The 17,941-nt window shown below is 34.4% G+C and carries 18 protein-coding genes and 1 pseudogene; 9 read left to right on the forward strand and 10 right to left on the reverse strand.

The genetic code is table 11. The features are described 5' to 3' along the window. Positions 1-2: 2 nt before the first annotated feature. From ACFFU9_RS13040 to ACFFU9_RS13075, 8 genes and pseudogenes are all read left to right on the forward strand, one after another. Positions 3-1,010, forward strand: coding sequence for an ABC transporter ATP-binding protein (locus ACFFU9_RS13040; protein WP_379861912.1), 1,008 nt, complete (start codon positions 3-5; stop codon positions 1,008-1,010). 530 nt (positions 1,011-1,540) lie between these two features. Then, positions 1,541-3,200 (forward strand): annotated as a pseudogene (locus ACFFU9_RS13045) (cbb3-type cytochrome c oxidase subunit I). Between the two features lie 13 nt (positions 3,201-3,213). Beyond that, a complete protein-coding gene (locus ACFFU9_RS13050; RefSeq protein ID WP_379861913.1) occupies positions 3,214-4,224 on the forward strand; it encodes a cbb3-type cytochrome c oxidase subunit II in 1,011 nt (336 codons plus the stop codon). A 3-nt stretch (positions 4,225-4,227) separates the two neighbouring features. Beyond that, positions 4,228-4,497, forward strand: coding sequence for a hypothetical protein (locus ACFFU9_RS13055; RefSeq protein WP_379861914.1), 270 nt, complete (start codon positions 4,228-4,230; stop codon positions 4,495-4,497). After that, entirely contained in the window at positions 4,484-4,924 is a 441-nt protein-coding gene (locus ACFFU9_RS13060; protein WP_379861915.1) for a cytochrome C, read from the forward strand. Before ACFFU9_RS13055 ends, ACFFU9_RS13060 begins: the two co-directional genes overlap by 14 nt. A gap of 2 nt (positions 4,925-4,926) precedes the next feature. Next, entirely contained in the window at positions 4,927-5,286 is a 360-nt protein-coding gene (locus tag ACFFU9_RS13065) for a group III truncated hemoglobin (protein ID WP_379861916.1), read from the forward strand. A gap of 500 nt (positions 5,287-5,786) precedes the next feature. Further along, entirely contained in the window at positions 5,787-6,416 is a 630-nt protein-coding gene (locus tag ACFFU9_RS13070) for an SDR family oxidoreductase (protein ID WP_379861917.1), read from the forward strand. Positions 6,417-6,666: 250 nt separating this feature from the next. Next, positions 6,667-7,173, forward strand: coding sequence for a peroxiredoxin-like family protein (locus tag ACFFU9_RS13075; protein ID WP_379861918.1), 507 nt, complete (start codon positions 6,667-6,669; stop codon positions 7,171-7,173). Between the two features lie 97 nt (positions 7,174-7,270). Here ACFFU9_RS13075 and ACFFU9_RS13080 read toward each other — a convergent pair whose 3' ends face one another. From ACFFU9_RS13080 to ACFFU9_RS13105, 6 genes are all read right to left on the reverse strand, one after another. Further along, positions 7,271-7,717, reverse strand: coding sequence for a TlpA family protein disulfide reductase (locus tag ACFFU9_RS13080; RefSeq protein WP_379861919.1), 447 nt, complete (start codon positions 7,715-7,717; stop codon positions 7,271-7,273). A 42-nt stretch (positions 7,718-7,759) separates the two neighbouring features. After that, on the reverse strand, positions 7,760-8,659 hold the full coding sequence (locus ACFFU9_RS13085; protein WP_379861920.1) for an EamA family transporter: 900 nt from the start codon (positions 8,657-8,659) through the stop codon (positions 7,760-7,762). Between the two features lie 282 nt (positions 8,660-8,941). Then, positions 8,942-10,009, reverse strand: a complete 1,068-nt coding sequence (aroB, locus tag ACFFU9_RS13090; protein ID WP_379861968.1) for a 3-dehydroquinate synthase — start codon at positions 10,007-10,009, stop codon at positions 8,942-8,944. Positions 10,010-10,123: 114 nt separating this feature from the next. Continuing rightward, on the reverse strand, positions 10,124-10,717 hold the full coding sequence (locus tag ACFFU9_RS13095) for a sugar transferase (RefSeq protein WP_379861921.1): 594 nt from the start codon (positions 10,715-10,717) through the stop codon (positions 10,124-10,126). Between the two features lie 9 nt (positions 10,718-10,726). Continuing rightward, positions 10,727-11,104 carry a DUF4258 domain-containing protein gene (locus ACFFU9_RS13100; protein ID WP_379861922.1) on the reverse strand — a complete coding sequence of 126 codons (378 nt, stop codon included), beginning with the start codon at positions 11,102-11,104 and terminating at the stop codon, positions 10,727-10,729. Positions 11,105-11,141: 37 nt separating this feature from the next. Then, on the reverse strand, positions 11,142-12,344 hold the full coding sequence (locus ACFFU9_RS13105; RefSeq protein ID WP_379861923.1) for an alanine dehydrogenase: 1,203 nt from the start codon (positions 12,342-12,344) through the stop codon (positions 11,142-11,144). Positions 12,345-12,599: 255 nt separating this feature from the next. On the opposite strand from ACFFU9_RS13105, the gene ACFFU9_RS13110 reads away from it, so the two are divergent. Beyond that, positions 12,600-15,038: an outer membrane beta-barrel protein gene (locus tag ACFFU9_RS13110; protein ID WP_379861924.1), complete on the forward strand. Its 2,439-nt coding sequence runs from the start codon at positions 12,600-12,602 to the stop codon at positions 15,036-15,038. Here ACFFU9_RS13110 and ACFFU9_RS13115 read toward each other — a convergent pair. The 4 genes from ACFFU9_RS13115 to porX all read right to left on the reverse strand — a co-directional run bounded on the left by ACFFU9_RS13115 (position 15,035) and on the right by porX (position 17,899). Then, positions 15,035-15,544: a hypothetical protein gene (locus tag ACFFU9_RS13115; protein WP_379861925.1), complete on the reverse strand. Its 510-nt coding sequence runs from the start codon at positions 15,542-15,544 to the stop codon at positions 15,035-15,037. The two genes, ACFFU9_RS13110 and ACFFU9_RS13115, sit on opposite strands and share 4 nt — an antisense overlap. Next, the gene (locus ACFFU9_RS13120; protein ID WP_379861926.1) at positions 15,519-15,650 is read right to left on the reverse strand and encodes a hypothetical protein; all 132 of its coding nucleotides are present in this window, start codon (positions 15,648-15,650) and stop codon (positions 15,519-15,521) included. Before ACFFU9_RS13120 ends, ACFFU9_RS13115 begins: the two co-directional genes overlap by 26 nt. Before the next feature lie 166 nt (positions 15,651-15,816). Further along, on the reverse strand, positions 15,817-16,257 hold the full coding sequence (tsaE, locus tag ACFFU9_RS13125) for a tRNA (adenosine(37)-N6)-threonylcarbamoyltransferase complex ATPase subunit type 1 TsaE (RefSeq protein WP_379861927.1): 441 nt from the start codon (positions 16,255-16,257) through the stop codon (positions 15,817-15,819). Positions 16,258-16,345: 88 nt separating this feature from the next. Then, positions 16,346-17,899: a T9SS response regulator signal transducer PorX gene (porX, locus tag ACFFU9_RS13130; protein WP_379861928.1), complete on the reverse strand. Its 1,554-nt coding sequence runs from the start codon at positions 17,897-17,899 to the stop codon at positions 16,346-16,348. Positions 17,900-17,941 lie beyond the last annotated feature (42 nt).

Genomic DNA, 17,941 nt, shown 5'->3' on the forward strand with positions numbered 1-17,941 from the left:
GCATGTTAAGCATAGACTCTCTTTCCAAAAGTTTTGATAATGGCAAGAATTACGCCTTAAATGATGTTAGTTTCCATTTGGAACCAGGGCATGTTTGTGCTATTGTAGGGGAGAGTGGTAGTGGCAAGACCACTTTGGTGCGTTTAATTGCCGGACTTGAAAGACCCGATCATGGTAGTGTGTCAATTAATGGAAAAGTAATCGCCTCTTTAGATAAATTTGTTCAGCCAGAGAAAAGAAAAATCGGCTTGGTTTTTCAAGAATATGCACTTTTTCCACATTTAACCATTTTAGATAATATTTTATATGGTATTTCAAAAGTAAAAAACAAGAAGCTACGCGCACAGGAAATGCTTGATTTAGTAGGTTTAAAAGGTATGGAAAAGCGGTATCCCCACCAGCTTTCTGGAGGGCAGCAGCAGCGTGTGGCATTAGCACGAGCATTGGCACCAGAACCTGCTTTATTGATTTTAGACGAACCTTTTAGTAACCTCGATGCTATGCTACGCATGCAATTGAGAAATGAAGTGTTTGATATTATAAAAAAAACAGAGGTTACGGTGTTGTTTGTTACCCATGATACCCAAGACGCTCTTTCTGTGGCCGATGAAATTTTAATTTTACAAAAAGGCAAAGTCGTTCAAAAAGATATCGCATCAAATCTGTACGTTAAGCCCAACACTTTGTATGTGGCATCATTATTTGGGAGTACGGTACATATTAATAAGAATCTGCAAAATGCCTTTAAATGTCCGTTAAAAGAGACCTGCTGCCATGCCATTCGCAATGAAAAAATCAAAGTAAACCCGTCTTTTACCGATTTTGAATGTGAGTACATCACAACGGCCGAAGTCATTAAAAAAATAGAATTGGGAGATTCTGTTCAGCTGCTACTCAAGCTTGAGTCTGGCGAGCAATTAACTGTTATAACCCAAGATAAAAACATTGCAGACACTATTAATATAGGTTTTAATTCTAAGGATATTTTAGAGTTTGAGCAGGAGCATTAAGCAAGAATATTATTATTAAATTTTAGGTTTGGATGATGATGTAAAATACCATTATACTGCACACGTATTTCTTCATTTCCTTTAAATCATCACAGCTGTTTTCTATTGGCTATCTTATTAATAAAGCCCATTTATTTTTATTTGTTATTACAAAATATTTCGGACAAATTAGTCTTAATTAATCTTTTAAACTTATATTTGTAGTAAAAGGTGGCATTTGCATTTTATTATTTTGAACATAAGATGTTGCGATACATTCAAATAACATCTTTGTTTTGTTATAAAAATTGAGAGCCTCTTCGTATAAAATATAGCGTACCTGATAAAACAGGTCTTTTTTAAACTAAAGATATTTGTCCAGATATATGGCAAAAACTAATAAATTAAACTTTATGAAGACATTTAAGTTGACTAACTTATTATTTTTAGCCGTAATCCCAAATGTAATAAGTGCTCAAAATAAGATTACGACAGAGAATTGGCTTTCTAGTCCTGGTATTATTGGAACCTTCGTTCTTATAGCCATTGTCATGATTATTGCAAGCATCATTTTATTCATAAAACTAAATGGCTATATCGATAACATGAAGCGGCGACAAATCGATAAAAATCGTATGGCATTTGATGATGAGCTCGTGGCCATGGAAGAAAGTGATATAGATACTATATTAGAGAAACGGAAAGCAGCTTTAAAATACAAATTAAAGGGAGACGAATTATCCGGAGATGCTATAGCAGTTGATGACAAAGGTTTGGTGCATAGGGTTGAAAACGATCCGAACAATGCCTATTTTGACGAAAAGAAAAAAAACATCATTGGGTCTCGAAACACCTCAAGAATTAAAAAAGATTGTTATTTATTATATTGGAGCTGCAACGTTTTGGCTCGTATTGGGAACCTTGGTAGGGCAATATTTAGGGATGAAATTCTTGTGGCCGGAAATAGATCATCAATCTTGGCTTAGTTTTGGTCGTTTGCGACCGGTACATACTAACATGGTGTTTTGGGGATGGTCGTCCTTAGCCATGATCGGACTGGCATATTTTGTAATTGCTCGTACATCGAACAATAAAATCTACAGTTATGCATCGGCTTGGTATGCATGGTGGCTTATCAATATTACAGTCTTTTTGGGTACAATATCTTTAATGGCAGGGATAAACAACGGTGGAGGAGAGTATAGGGAATATATATGGCCCATTATGTTTTTATTCGCAATGGGCTTGATATTGACGTTTATTAACTTTTATAAAACGGTTGCTACTCGTAAAATATCAGAAATATATATATCAAATTGGTTTATTCTTGCAGCGCTCGTTTGGACTATCGTTTTAGCAATTATTGGCTATTTACCATTTTATCAAGACGGTTTAGGAGAAACCGTAATTCAAGGATATTATATGCATCAAGGCGTGGGGATGTGGTTTATGACCTTCACCCTGGGGTTGGTGTACTATTATCTGCCGTCAACATTAAACAAACCCATTTATTCTTATTCATTGGGTGTTTTGGCTTTTTGGACCCAAATGCTTTTCTATACCATGATTGGCACGCACCATTTTGTGTTTAGTCCCTTACCATGGTGGTTACAAACTATTGCTATTGTGTTTAGTGCTGGAATGGTTATACCTGTTGTGGCGGGTACCACCAACTTTTTAATGACCATGAAAGGAAGTTGGAACCACATTTCCAAAAGTTATGTGCTGCCCTTCTTTTTGGTCGGGACCGTATTTTATTTTGTAGGGTCTATGCAAGGTAGTTTACAGGCTTTTCGCTTTACAAATTTTGTGTGGCACTTTACTGATTTTAATGTTGCTCACTCGCATATGACGATGTATGGCATAATCGCTTTCTTTTTGTGGGCGTCTATTTATGCCATTCTACCAAAATTGACAGGAAGAGAACCAGCACAGGTGTTTGTCGGTGCTCATTTCTGGTTGGCGTTTATTGGTCTTTTCGCCTATATGATTTCTCTTATGGCAGGGGGCACCTACAAAGGTTTAAGTTGGATTGATGGCAATCCATTTATCGAATCGGTCATACTGATGAAGCCTTATTGGGTCTGGCGTGCCATAGGCGGTTCGCTTATGTTTGCATCTCACTTGGTATTTGCTTATAACGTTTATTATATGGCGAAAGGCTACACTAATAATAAACCCACTGGTAAAGTAGAAGAAATAACTGTTTAATAATACGTATAGCATGCTTAATTTTCATAAAGAACATAAAAATCTAGTACTTACTGCAGGGGGCGTATTTATTGCTTTGAGTATACTTATTGCCATAATCCCGGCGTATCAGATGCAGAGAACTGAACCGATTCCGGACGAAAAACCTTTAACGGCCAATGAAGAAGAAGGCTTACATATCTATGTTTCCGAAAACTGCATGGCTTGCCATACACAGCAAGTTCGTAATATTGAAATGGACAAGGTATGGGGTAGCAGGCCGTCGATTCCTTCAGATTATTATTATAGTAAAAAGCGTTTGGACTTTTGGAGACAATCGCCTTCTATATTAGGAAGTGAGCGTACAGGCCCCGATCTTACCAATATAGGAGAACGTCAACCCAGCGAAGACTGGCATTTACTACATTTATATAATCCAAGAGCAGTGGTCTCAGCGTCAGTAATGCCCTCGTATCCTTGGTTGTTTAAAGAAGTTGATAGCGCATCTATAAATAAAGATGATAAGATAGTAGCAGTTCCAAAAGAATTTTTCAATAAACCTGGGAAAAAAATAATCGCATCCTATGATGCGCTACGATTGGTAGATTATTTAAAATATTTAAAACAAACCGAACTGCCTGGTGGAAACATCAATGATTTTATTCCTGCATTACGAAAAATTCAAGAAGAAGGTATGGACGGTACAAAAGTCGGGAATATAGATGGGGCCAAGCTATTTTCGCAAGTCTGTGCAGCTTGCCATCAAGAATCCGGCAAAGGAGTTGTGGGTGCTTTCCCGTCGTTGATTGGAAGTGAAATTGTGAACGATGAAAACACAGAGAAACTGATTAGGGTCGTTATTCAAGGCTACGATGCACGTACAGATTATGGGGTTATGCCTCCTTTTGGCAATCAGCTTTCTAATGCAGAAATTGCAGCTATACTCAGCCATGAGCGAAGCAGTTGGGGTAACAATGCGACGCCCGTAACGGAAGAAGATGTGGCCAAAGTTAGGCAGTATATAGAAATGGAAATAAATAAATAAAAGATGAAAAGAAGAGCTTTAGTATTTACTTGTTTGTTTCTTTTGGGGCAATATATAACATTTGCTTGTGATGTTTGCAAGAAGAATCAGCCCAAAGGATTTGAGAATATCACCCATGGTGCGGGACCATTAGGAGATTTCGATTATTTTATTATTTGGGGTGCTGTTATTATCGTTGGATTCACCCTTTTTTACAGTCTTAAATATCTTATAAAACCGAAAGAGAACAATCCAGACCACATAAAAAATATCGTTAGAAATGAAGGATTTTAAAGTTATGGAAGATAATAGGGTCATAAAAGTTTTTTTAGACGACGACCCCAAGCCGTTTGCATCTTTTGCACCACCAGTTAAAATGGTTTTAGATACTACAAAAATCCCAGATGGGAAGCATACCTTAAAAATTGTAGCAAAATCTTCTAACAACATAGAAGGTATTCGGGAAATTCCTTTTATAGTACGAAATGGACCAGAAATATCAGTTATAGGATTAAAAGAAAATGAAACAGTAGATGCTCAAATACCTATCACAATAAACGCTTATGGCAGTGAGACCTCCGACTTTTTTGTAATTCGTGGCTCCGAAACCCCAACAGCTATTCCGGCATGGGTTTGGGCTTTAGTCATCTTATTTATAGCTTTCGGTTTGTTCTATATCATTATGTATTGGGATCATAACCTTTATAAATCTTTCTTTTAATTATGGGAAAAGAAATTATAAGTTTAGACGACATTAAAAAACTTGTAGATACTTTCTATGATAAAGTGCGGAAAGACAGTCTTTTGGCACCAATTTTCAATAAGGTTATTCAAGACGATTGGCAAAAACATCTTGATAAAATGTACACATTTTGGCAAACCCTTTTACTTGGTGAACATACGTATTACGGGAGTCCTTTCCCTCCACATGCCAATTTGCCAATAGCAGAAGAACATTTTAATCGTTGGTTAGACTTGTTTTTTTCTACTATAGACGAAAACTTTGAAGGAGAAAAAGCAGCTGAGGCAAAATGGCGCGCCTCAAGAATTGCTGAAGTATTTCAACATAAAATTAATACTTAGCTTTTAGGGTTATGGAATGCCTAATGCGTCTTTTTATTATTTAGTTTTTAAGTAGGAATAGTATACTGGAATTATACCCTGTAATATATTAAAAAGACGAGTCTTTTGGGGTATGGTGTAACAGCTATATTATAACAAATAAAACATTCTAAGTTTTACAAATCTTAAACTCCCAATATATTTTTTTATTTAAATCTTAATCGTCTTACCAGAATTAAAACTATGCGTAACCTTGCACTAGCAGTTTAGGATGCATGGATAGTTAAAAGTTAATTAAAGCCTACAGAGCCGAAGGCGTAAAAGGTGCTTTATAAGAACTTGATTAAAAAAAGGTTGCATTACATTAAGAATGTGGCTTGTATGCGATTGATAACATATTTTTTAAAATATTGCTCTAAAAGCAACCCCTTAGCACCCTATTTTTTCAATGTGTTATTTTTTTATTTTTTGCAGTTAAAAGCTTTTATGGGCTATGCCTACTTTGTGAAAAAACAAAGCATATGGAACGCGTATTAATAGTGGGTGCCGCAGGAACCACAGGACATAAAATTGTAAATCTAATAAAAGCGTCGTCGCATTTTGAGCCGATAGCGATGATAAGAGATGAAAAGCAACAAGAGGCATTTAAAGCACAAGGTATTGAAACTGTTTTAGCCGATTTAGAGCAAGATGTAACACATACAGTTAAGCATGTAGACAAGGTGATTTTTGCTGCAGGCTCGGGAGGTAAGAAGGTGAAAGCTGTCGATCAAGAGGGGGCAAAAAAGATGATAAGCGCATCAGAACAAGCACATGTTAAAAAATTTATAATGTTGAGTTCCATGGGAGCAGACCGCCCAGAGCAAAGTGAACAACTTCAAGATTACCTCAAAGCCAAACACAATGCCGATACATTTTTAAAAGCCTCAAAACTAAATTATACCATTATAAGACCAGGAACACTTAATAATGATAAAGGTAAAGGGAGGATCCAGTGGGCAAAATCATTATCTAAATCAGGAGAGATTACGCGTGATGATGTTGCCCAAGCGTTAGTACATGCCCTGCATGATGACATAGCTAATACGGCCACTTTTGAAATACTCCAAGGCGAAACGCCTATAGAAGAAGCGTTGAGAGCTGTTGAATAGCACATTCATCATCAGTATAAAATAGAATTTGAAAATTATTTAAAGTCCCAATTATCGTATTAAAATGAGAGCTTTCTTTTGAAAGTTTTGAATAGAATGACAAGGATATATAAAAATCACAATTAACCTTCTATCTGTTTATTCTCTATCAACATTAGGTTTTAATTCTAATTCCTAAAAATAGGATATAACACAATGGTGCTTATATGTTATGTAATTGCAATCCATTATAAATTTAAAAAAACATCTTATGATTAAACCGAGAACCAAAACACCAGACCTTGATATTAAGTTAGTAAACGGTACAACTTGGAAGCTAAGCGACCAAAACCCAGAACACTTTACCATGTTGGTGGTGTATCGGGGCAAGCACTGTCCTGTATGTAAAGAGTACTTACAAACCATCCAAAACCATTTAACAGACTTTACTAAAAAAGGCGTTCATGTGATAGCCATAAGTGCAGATTCTGAAGCACGAGCTAAAGCGACTTTCGAAGATTGGGCTATCGACGATTTAGCCCTAGGTTATGATTTTCCCATTGAAGAAGCAAGAGACTGGGGTCTTTATATCTCTAAAGGTATAAAAGAAGAGCCAGACCAATTTGTTGAACCGGCACTATTTTTAATACGTCCCGATAGAACTTTATATGCCTCATCCATTCAAACCATGCCTTTTGCACGACCCGCTATTGAGGATATTTTGAAATCTCTTGATTTTGTTATTAATAAATCCTACCCTGCCAGAGGCGAAGCTTGATTTTTTGCTTAGGCCAAGAGTCAATGTACTGGCATTAAAAAACCATCTAAAACATATAGGGTTTAGATGGTTTTTTAGTGTTTAAAGCGTTAGTATATTAGTCTTTTCTAGTTTCTATAAGGTTTTCAATGGCATAATACAATCGGTTTTGTGCATTGTCTTGTGAGCCAAAAATAGAACGAAACAATTTGCCTTCTTCTGAAATTAATAGCCATTGGGGTGTACCTTCAGCATTAAATTGATCGTAAACTTGATGATGCTCGTCTATGTAAATAGGAAACGGAACATCGCCACTTGTAAAAACAGCCTTAATAGACGCTTTGGTCCCTTCTCGATTATTAAAATCGGCATGTATGCCAAGTACTTGAATAGTGGGATAGGTTTGCTGCAACTCATAAGCCAAAGGAATTGCTCTTCCCGTACAGCCCAAACAATCATTATTATAAATAATAATCAGTAATATTTGATCTTTATATTTCTGCATTAAATCAACAGATACGCCGTCTAAATCTTTAACGCGTATGGTTTGGATAGGAGTATGCATGGGTTTTGTTTTATATTAATATTTTTTTTTAAATTTAGGTTATTACGAATACAAAATCAAAAATACGCCTAATAAAATACCACATAAAGGAACTAGTTTTTTTCGCTTATTATGTTCTTTAAAAAGGAGTCCGCCAACCACCACGGCAATTAAAAGCTGACTTCTTTTAATAGCAGAAAGCAACATGATCAAAGCATCAGGATCTTGCAATGCTTTAAAGTAAAAATAATCAGCAGCTTGCAACAGGATTCCCACGGCAGGAATACTCCAACGCCATTTAAAGGCCTTTCGTTTTTCAGCATGAGGAAACCAGCTTATTGATAAAATAACGAGTAAAATAGCAATAACATAAAAACTAAACCAAAAAATTAAGGTTTGCGGATTTAAATCTAAATACTGAATAAGAAACTTATCATATAAACCACTGGAAGCTCCTAAAAATGTGGCCGCAATGATAGCAAAAATCCATTTGTTGCTTTTAAAATTAATGCCTTCTTTCTTGCCTATTTTAGAGTAGAGCAACATCGAAAAAAGAATGACAAAAAAACCAAGCCATTGCAGAAGGTTTGGTCTTTCGTTATAAATAAAAATGGCACCAATAAAGGTAAAGAACGGTCCAGCAGACCGGATAGGGGTTACAATGGTTATGGGTAAATGCTTTAACGCTTGGTACGCCAAAACCCAAGATGCTGCCATAATAGCCGATTTTATAAAAATAAAACCATGAACTTCCCAAGGAATTTCCGTGATATAAAACCCTGTCGTTTTACTGTATTCGGGAAAAAATACAGAGGTAAAAAAGAAGGGTAAAATAAATATAAAGCCGGAGCCAATAGTTCCTAAAAGCACAGGGAAAACCTCATTTCCTTGTACGGCATGTTTTTTACATAAATTATGTAATCCTAAAAAAAGCGCGGCTAAAAGCCCTAAATACATCCACATCGCGCGAAGATAAGCATAAGCTTATTTTTAGTGAATTATTATAAGCTCAAAAATTGAATTTGTAGATTGGATACCATTATATATATGATAATGGCATGTAAATAGCTGGCATGCTCCAAAAATTTGAACAGTAAATTAAGTTTTAAAAAGGCTTAAATTTAAAATTATGACCCTAATTAGGATTAAAATTAACTAAGACACTTTACAAATGGTTTTTAAGAGTTAAAAATTGGTATTAAAGTATCCTATTAAACCACTCAGGGCTTCCTTAATAGTTATAAATTAAGCTTTATAAAACTCAAATGCTTTGTAAATAAGAGCATCATCTACAAGGCAGTCAATTTTAGGCACCCCAATAGCTTCTAAAAGCACAAAGTTGATATTGCCATGCTCATTCTTTTTATCGTACTTAAGCAGTTCCATTATAGTATCATACTCTGATTCCTTAATCGCTACTTTCCCATAATACGCTTGGAATATATTTTTAATATCTTTCGTGGTGTCCAGTGGGAAGCCCATCAGTTCTGATGAAATAAAACACTCCAGGATCATACCTATTGCAATCGCTTCACCATGAAGCAAAGTGGTTTTATCTGTGCTACTTAAAAAGTAGGATTCGATGGCATGCCCTAAAGTATGGCCAAAATTTAAAGTTTTTCTTACGTTAGCTTCGTAAGGGTCTTGTTCTATTACATTTTTTTTAATGATAATAGACTCGTAAATCAAGCGATCTAAGTCTGTAAGCTTTAATTTTGAAAGGTCTTTAAATTGATTCCAATACGATTCCCCAGTAATTAAACCATGCTTAAGCATTTCTGCTAAGCCCGATTTCATTTGAATTTTTGGTAAAGTATCTAAAAAAGAGGTGTCTACCAATACCATATGTGGCGTGGTAATAACCCCTACTTGGTTTTTTAAATGCCCTAAATCGACCCCCGTTTTGCCGCCAACCGACGCATCGACCATAGCCAAAAGTGTTGTTGGAACATTTATGTAAGCAATACCTCTTTTAAAAGTAGAGGCTACGAAACCGCCTAAATCTGTTATAACACCCCCTCCTATATTGATAAGGAGACTTTTTCTATCTGCATCTAGCTCTGACAAGGCATTCCAGACACCCACGCATGTTTCAATGGTTTTATTGATTTCACCCTCCTCAATTTCAATAATCTCGATAGTGCTGGTGGTTTCCAGTTTTTCTAGAAAAGGAGGTAAGCAATACGTATGCGTATTGTTATCTACTAATATGTAGATGTTAGAAAAATTATTGTTTTTAAGATGCTCGTTTATAGAAGTGTAACAGGCTTCATTAAAATGAATCATACAATCGTTTGCTGCAAAAGAATCCATAGGTTTCATTAAAAAATTTAAAGCTGTGAAATTAAGAAGTTTTTATATAAAATGATAATATAGCATGCACTATCTTCTTCTTTTATTATAATAGCATAGGGTTACGCGTGGCTTCTACTTAAACAAAACCTTAAATATCGTAATAAAAATAAGCTTTATGTCAAAAAGGAGATTATGCTTTTCTAAGTAGATTTTATTATACTTTAATTTATCTGGAATGATGGTTTTTATATAATACTCTTCGGGATCTTCAGCAGTTTTTAAAAGCTCTACTTCATTTCTATAATGGATGGAGGCTAAACCCGTAATCCCTGGTCTAAGACTTAGAACAACATAATCGTCCGGCTTATACTGGTTTACATATATTTTTAGGTCTGGTCGAGGCCCTACAAAGCTCATATCGCCTTTCAATATATTTAAAAGTTGCGGAAACTCATCAATTTTATAGCGCCTTAAAAAATAGCCCATTTTGGTAATACGGGTGTCATTATTCCCTAAAGTGAGCAAACCATCAGATTCAGACTTTAAATACATCGTTCTGAATTTAAAAATATCAAAATCCTTATTATTTTTCCCCACACGATTTTGAACGTATAAAACAGGACCTTTAGAATCTATTTTAATGATTATGGCTATAATTAAAAGCAAAGGAAGTAAAAAAACAATGCCTAGCAGTGAAAAAATAAAATCGAAAGCTCTTTTAATCATGATTTTGCTTTATTCGATATACAAATCGAGTAGGGTAGCAGTGCTATCACAATTTTCTACTAAAAGCGCTATCGTTTTGTCTTTAAAATCTTCTTCAATATAATATGTACCACAAGGTTTTTTTCGAGAATCACTTTTGTCATTATTAAAATTGATGTCCCCCTTAAGTAGGATTTCTTTAACCGTAACCGTGTCTATGTGTTCTTGTTCCATAGTGCGTAAAGCTGTAGTACTATAGGCTAATGTTTTTAGATTGATATTTTTAAGCACCCGAGCTTCTGGGCCATAACTACAAGATGTTTTCTTACCATTAAAGAAAAAGGCCAATACGACTAACCCTAGAGAAAATCCCACAAGGTAATAGCCGATACGCTGTATTAATTTCATTTAAAATGTTTAGGTTGTACAAAATGGTCACTTTATATTAAAATATAAGCAAATTAATGTCGCTATACTCTAAATTAAACCATTTTGCAACAGGTTTACTGGTTAAAATTCCGTGGTAAAAGTACAAACCATTTCTCAAACCTCTGTCGAAACGAAGTGAATTTTCTATACCGCCATCTTCCGCTATTTTTAACAGATAAGGGGTGAAAATATTACTGATGGATACTGAAGCTGTTCGCGAGTATCTCGCAGGTATATTCGGAACACAATAATGTATAACGCCGTGCTTTATAAAGGTTGGTGTTCGGTGAGAGGTTACTTCACTGGTTTCAAAACAGCCTCCCATATCGATGCTTACATCTACAATTACCGAGCCTTTTTTCATGTTTTGAACCATGAGTTCTGTTACTACAACAGGAGACCGATTATCACCTCTTACTGCGCCAATAACCACATCGCAACGTTTTAAGGCTTTTAACAGATTTTTTGGCTGGATAGTAGATGTGAAAAGAGTTTGTCCTAAATTGGTCTGGATTCGCCGTAATTTTGAAATGGAGTTGTCGAATATTTTAACATTTGCCCCTAAGCCAATGGCACTTCGTGCCGCAAACTCGCCAACCGTTCCTGCCCCAATGATTACCACTTCTACAGGAGGAACGCCACTAATGTTTCCAAACATAATACCGTTTCCATCCTTACTGCTGTTGGATATTAATTCTGCGGCCACTAAAACGGAAGCGGTTCCTGCAATTTCACTTAAAGATCGTACGGCAGGATAAGCCCCATCTTCTTCCCTTATATACTCAAAGGCCAATGCCGTAATTCTTTTGGCGGCTAAAGCTTCAAAGTACATTTTATTTTGGGTCTTAATTTGTAAAGCCGAAATTAAAATGGTCTGCGGATTGATAAGCTTTATTTGTTCTAAACTTGGAGGTTCGACCTTAAGGATCATAGGACAAGAAAAAACCCGTTCTGTATCTTTTGTGATTTCTGCACCTGCTTCACTATAATCTTTATCACTAAAGTTAGCACCGTTTCCTGCACCAGACTCTAGTAATACTTTATGGCCATTGCTTACAATGGCAGAAACTGCATCTGGTGTTAAACAAACGCGCTTTTCTTGATAGGCCGTTTCTTTAGGGATCCCAATAAAGAGCTCTCCTTTACGTTTAAAAATCTCAAGTGTTTCTTCTTGTGGCAATAGCTGCTGCTTTGTAAAAGGAGACAGAGGTTTTAACATGTTTTTCGTTTATGAAATAAATTTCAAATTACAAATATTTTTTTGAATGTTTTAAAAACTAATTACAAATATTTTTTTAGTTTCCTTTTCTCAAAAAAGAGCTAAATAGCACATATACAATAGCCTATATGGGTTTCTAATTCTTTTTTAATACACCTTATGATACACGAAAGAAATATCTTATTAAAATAATTGAGGTTTTCCTCAAATGTATTCTAATAAATTATGTTAAATTTGTAGTCACTATTAACTTTTATGGTAGTAAAACTTCTTATATCCTTTTTATTTCTATGCGCATTGTGTGGCTATGGGCAGAACATTACTGTAACCGGCACGCTACTAGATAAAGACAATGGCTCTATTGCATATGCCAATATTATTCTACATGATGAAAACGCTTCTATTGTTTCTGGAACCATATCTGAAGATAATGGTTTTTTTACTTTAAAAAACGTAAAGCCGGGTTCTTATCTTATGATAATAAGCTATTTAGGCTTTAAATCCTATAAAAAAACAATGCTTCTTGCAAAAGATGTAAATCTTGAGCCCATTATACTCGAAGATCTTACCGAGGAGCTTGAGGGGGTTACCATAGTCGCAAAACGCCCAACAATAAAGCGCTTGGTGGATCGCTTGGTTTTTAATGTTGAAAATTCAACCCTGTCGGATAATAATGTTTTGGATATCTTAAAGTATACGCCAGGCGTTATGATCAACGACGATAAAATAATGGTTAAAAATGGTGTTCCTACAGTTTATATCAATGATAAGAGAATTCATTTATCTTCTACGGAAGTGTTACAACTCTTAGAGGGAACGTCTGCAAGCAATATAAAATCTATTGAAGTTATTACAAATCCACCTGCAAAATATGAAGCTGAGGGAGGTGCTGTTCTTAATATTATAACTAAAAAAAACTTAATTACCGGTTATAATGGAACTGTTTTTGGGAATTATAAATATGGAAGCAAATATGCGAAATATGCCTTCGGAACCAGCCATTTCTTTAAAACAAAAAAACTAAACACTTATTTTAACTATAGCATAAGCCCTAAAAAAGATTACAAAAATAATACGGAGTATATAAATTTTATAGACAATAATGATGATCTTGTTTCTAGTTGGGAAACGAATTACAATAAAACCATAGAAGCGTCCAACCACAATATTAGCGCAAGTATTGATTTTGATTTAGATAAAAAAAATACGATTAGCTTATCCACCAACATGCTTCTTCAACCTCGGCGAAATTCAAAAACCGACGTTAATTCTTTAACAGAGGTCTATAGCCCTATGGGTATAATAGATTCTACTTTTAGAACTGTAAATAAATCGGTAAATGAAGGTGTGAATTTAGGTTTTACCTTAGATTATATCCATAAAATGGATAGGGAAGGTGAAAAGATTTCTTCTAGTGTACATTATACAAATTATGATTTATCCAGTTTTCAAAATGTAGAGACAGGGTATTTTTTTCCTAATAACATCATTTCTTTTAGGGATAATTTTTTTGAAACCTTCTCCAGTCAGAAAATAAAATTATATACCGGACAACTGGATTACGAGTTGCCTATTAATAATTCTACACAGTTTGAAGCAGGCTTAAAAATCTCAAAAATTAATTCTAAAAGCATTATTAAACAAATGGTTTTTAATAATGATGAAAAAGAAGAGGATACGCAAAATTCTGATACTTTTTTATATGATGAAGGTAATTACGCGGCCTATTCTAGTTATTCCAGTGAAACCGATACATGGAGCTTAAAAACGGGTTTAAGGTTGGAATACACAAGCATTACAAGTCAATCTTTATCCATTAATCAGGAGAATACCCAAGACTATTTTAAATTTTTTCCATCATTGCATTTTCTTTATAAGTTAAATGATAAGAACACGGCTTACTTCCAATATAATCGTCGTATATACAGGCCACGTTACGAAGAGTTAAATCCTTTTAAGTTCTTTTTAAATGATAACGTCTATGTGCAAGGGGATCCTAAATTAAAGCCACAAATTGATGATGTGTTGACATTGGGTTATACCTTTAATAAAAAACATACTTTTGAACTGTATTATCGTTTCGAAAAGGACCCTACATTGGAAATCGTATTTCAGGACAATAACAATACTTTTTTAAAATATATAAATACAAATATAGATACCAGTATTTCATATGGATTGGATTTTACAACCTATACACAACTTGCAAATCGTTGGAATCTTTATCTACTTTCTTCTTTATTTTACTATGAAAACCAATTCTTTGCTTTAGAATCTGGCGGAGTTTTAGAAAAAAATGATAAATGGTCTGTTTATGCTGAAATAGTAAATTATTTTACCTTTTTAAAAGATAGCAGTTTAACTGCTGATGTCTCTTTTCTATATATATCGCCGTTTGCCGATGGGCCTTCTATAATTAGCGACCGATTGGCTTTGGATATTCATATAAGAAAAACCATATGGAACAACAAAGGGTCTATAAGCATGGGGGTTACCGATATTTTTAATACTCAAAATTATAATCAAACAACCAAGTATTTAAATCAGGATGTGTTTTTAAAATCCAGAATTGAAAACAGGTTATTTACACTTGGTTTTAATTATAAGTTTGGTAATACAAAACTAAAAAGAACTGTAAAAGAAACCCAGTCTGAAGAACGTAATAGATTACAAAGTAAAAAAGATACCAACTAGAAGTAACGGGTTATTTTTTTCCAAAAGCCTTTTGGGGTTATTTTAAACTCATCTTCCAATTCTTGCATAGATTTATTGACCTCATTAATACTATTGAACAGTTTTGCTCTAATTAAGTAAATAGAAGGTATAATAATAGCCATAATAGGAAGTAGATAAATCAATTGATTAGAATCGAAAATAATTTCATCTTCTTTAGATATTACCTCGAATATTTGATAAGAATACATGGCAATAGGAACCAACAAGGCGTGATACCACCAATGACGGCAAGTAAAGAACCATAAAAACATTAAATACAAAGGTATTATTTTACCCGTTAGAACCCACATGGCAACTTTCGAGCTATCATAGTAGCCACTGTTATAGGAGAATAAAAAAGTGTTCCAGTCTTTTGTATCTGGAACACTTTCATGTAAATAGAACAAGTAGGGTGTTATAGCAATTAGTGTAGCAAAAACACTACCTACAACTACATTCTTAAATCTTAATTTTTCTTTTGTCAACTTTGACTGTTGTTGCTCCATCTGTGCTATAAGCATTTATTGTTTGAGCTGTAAACATGATACCACCGAAGATTGCAATTGCAATTAAATACTTTTTTGTTTTCATTTTAAAGGGTTTTAAGATTAATTAATATCCCAAATATAAATGAAGGCTAAATTCCAAATGATGCCAATATGTTAAAAAAGTGTTAAAAACCGTGTTTTTTAATTTTTTAGCTGTGGGTTTACCGTAAAAAACAATTTTCGATCATGTATATATAAGTAACTATCTGTTACAACTCAATTTTTTTTTTGGTTAAATTCGTTTTTAAATTCAGTTTTAAAGTCCTCGAATTATCGGGGTTTATTTCCAAATCTATTCTATCAAAAGGCTCTGGCAATATACTTTCAATGACTTGGGGCCATTCTATAATGCACCATTCTTTTGAATAAATATAGTCCTCAATACCAAAATTATAGGCATCTTCTAAAAGAGGGATTCTATACAAATCAAAATGGTACACCATTCCTTTATTTATTTCATATTCATTTACTATTGAAAAGGTAGGACTGCTAACCCCATCATCACTTCCCAAAGCTTTTACTATAGCTTTAATAAGTGTGGTTTTACCAGCACCCATATCTCCATAAATCAAAATGGTTTTTGATTTTACACTTTCAACCAATTGTTTTGCAACATGGTCTACATTGTTTAAAGTATATTTTATTTCCAACGATAAAATTTTGATACCAAAATTAGCAATTAAAACTGAAAGACACAAAAAAACAAACGCTTTATCGGTGTTTTCTGTATTATATAGATTATCTAGGGTTTAATACTACAAAAGGGATGATCATTTCTTCAAGAGAAACGCCTCCATGTTGATAAGTGTTTCTAAAATAACTCACATAATGATTGTAATTGTTGGGATAAGCAAAAAACAAATCGCTTTTTGCAAAAATAAACGAGCTACTCATATTAATAGTAGGTAAATGAATATCTTTAGGATTCTTTGCCACCAAAACATCTTTCGCTTCATAGGTAAGGCTTCTACCGGTCTTGTATCGTAAGTTTAAGCTTGTGTCTCTATCTCCAACAACTTTAGAGGGGTTTTTTACATTTATAGTCCCGTGGTCTGTCGTTAATATAAGTTTAAAGCCCGCAAGTTGTGCTTGATGGATCATTTCTAAAAGCGGAGAGTTTTTAAACCAGCTTAGGGCCAAAGAGCGGTAAGCCTTATCATTGGATGCCAGTTCTTTCACTACTTCCATTTCGGTTTTGGAATGGGACAGCATATCTACAAAATTAAAGACAACGGCAGTAAGGTCGTTACTTTTCAAAGCATTAAAATTCTCTAGCAATTTTTTGCCGCCTTTAAGATTGGTTATCTTATGGTACTCATAACTTAGGTGACTAAGGTTTAAGCGCTTCATTTGAGTGTCTAAGAACTCGGCTTCAAAAAGGTTTTTGCCACCTTCATCGGTATCGTTTTTCCAATATTCAGGAAATAATTTTTCCATATCGCTCGGCATCAACCCAGAAAAAATAGCATTTCTCGCATACTGGGTCGCTGTAGGTAGGATACTAAAAAAGCCGATTTCACTTTCCTTTTTATAATAATTACTTATTATGGGTTCAAAAACTTTCCATTGGTCATAACGCAAGTTGTCTATCACTACCAATAAGGTGGGTTGTTCTTTACTTAGTTGTGGCGCAATTTTCTCCTTAAAAAGGGTGTGGGACATGATGGGAGCCTCAGTTTTCTGATTAAACCATTGTGTATAATTTTTATCGATATATTTTCCAAATTGGGTGTTAGCCTCTACTTTTTGAGATTCTAATATTTCAAACATGCCCACATCTTCTATAGCCTCTAATTGTATTTCCCAATAAATAAGTTTTTGATAAAGGCTAACCCATTCCTCATAGGAGTTTACCATAGCCAGATCCATCGCTATTTTTCGGAATTCCTGTTGGTAATTCGAGGTGGTTTTTTCAGAAATCAACCTAGAATGATCTAAATTTTTCTTTAAACTTAGTAGAATCTGGTTGGGATTTACTGGTTTTATAAGGTAATCGGCTATTTTATTGCCAATGGCCTCTTCCATAATATATTCTTCTTCGCTTTTGGTAATCATTACCACTGGAAGGTTATCTTGTTTTTCCTTAATTTCGTTTAAAGTTTCTAAGCCCGTTAGCCCTGGCATATTTTCATCTAAAAAAACAATATCGAAAGTATGATCCTCTAGAATGTCAACAGCCTCTGTTCCACTATTACAAGTAGTGACATCGTAGTTTTTTTTCTCAAGAAATAAAATGTGGGGTTTTAACAAATCGATTTCATCGTCTACCCAAAGTATTTTTATTTTAGTCATTTTTTTAATTTTTGTAAAATTATAAGTAATAGGCCCAATTTA

The organism is Mariniflexile ostreae (genome assembly GCF_042427585.1).
GTDB lineage: Bacteria > Bacteroidota > Bacteroidia > Flavobacteriales > Flavobacteriaceae > Pseudalgibacter > Pseudalgibacter ostreae.